Source organism: Brevundimonas sp. UBA7838 (genome assembly GCF_002500885.1).
GTDB lineage: Bacteria > Pseudomonadota > Alphaproteobacteria > Caulobacterales > Caulobacteraceae > Brevundimonas > Brevundimonas vesicularis_C.
Window position 1 is genome coordinate 556 of sequence record NZ_DLTK01000061.1, and the last position, 519, is coordinate 1,074.

Below are 519 nucleotides of genomic sequence, written 5' to 3' on the forward strand. Positions count from 1 at the left end.
GGGGAAGCGGGCGCGATAGTCCAGGGCGTCGCGGATCGGCCCGTTCGGCGCGATCTGCGGGCTGTAGTCGGCGGTCTTGATCCGCTCGGGATAGGCGGCCTGCGTCACCGCGATCTCGGACGGGGTGGCATGCATGCCATGGCCGGTCGGAAACAGGCGGTTGCACAGGCCATGGACGCCGGGCAGGTCCCACCAGTTCTTCAGCTTCAGGATGAAGGGCGGGCTGTCCTCGACGAAGCTCCACTCGGCGTAGATTTCCGAGATGGTCGCCTCGATGGTCGCGACGTTCCCGCCGTGACCGTTCAGGAAGTAGATTCGCTCGAATCCGTGACGGCTCAGAGACGAGACCCAGTCCGTGATCGCGGCCATGAAGGTCGAAGGGCGCAGGCTGATGGTGCCGGCGAAGGCCAGGTGATGCTGGGCCATGCCGATGTTGAAGGTCGGGGCGACGATCAAGTTGGCGTCGGTCTTTTCGGCCGCATGGGCGATGATCTCAGGGCACAGCCAGTCGGTGCCCAG

1 protein-coding gene is annotated in these 519 nt (G+C 65.3%); it reads right to left on the minus strand.

All coding sequences use genetic code 11. The annotated features are described in order from the left end of the window. The coding region (locus B3T77_RS04610) for a creatininase family protein (protein ID WP_292077676.1) at nt 1–519 on the minus strand (519 nt) is incomplete at both ends.